1 protein-coding gene is annotated in these 267 nt (G+C 43.8%); it reads left to right on the top strand.

Going from position 1 to position 267, the window contains the following annotated elements; translation table 11 throughout:
- Positions 1–45 precede the first annotated feature (45 nt).
- Positions 46–267, top strand: a 222-nt coding sequence (locus RMT89_RS43415) for a cupin domain-containing protein (protein ID WP_315889265.1), incomplete at its 3' end; no start/stop codon positions are given.

The raw sequence follows: 267 nt of genomic DNA, 5'->3' as shown, positions 1-267 counted from the left end.
ATTCTTACTCCTGCATCTCTGATCGATTATGCTCAGGGTGGTATTGTGAGTAAAGAACTGATTCATACAAATACCGGCAATATTACTTTTTTTGCTATCGATGAGGGACAGAAGATCAGTGAACATTCAGCTCCTTTCGATGCCACAGTAATGATTGTAGAGGGCGAAGCCGAAATTATAATCGGCGGGGAGCCATTCATTCTTAAAGCCGGTGAAATGATAGTGATGCCTGCCAACGAACCGCATGCACTCAATGCTGTGAAAGCG

The sequence above is a fragment of the Streptomyces sp. P17 genome (assembly GCF_032436805.1).
GTDB lineage: Bacteria > Actinomycetota > Actinomycetes > Streptomycetales > Streptomycetaceae > Streptomyces.
This window is presented reverse-complemented; position numbering and strand designations above follow the sequence as displayed.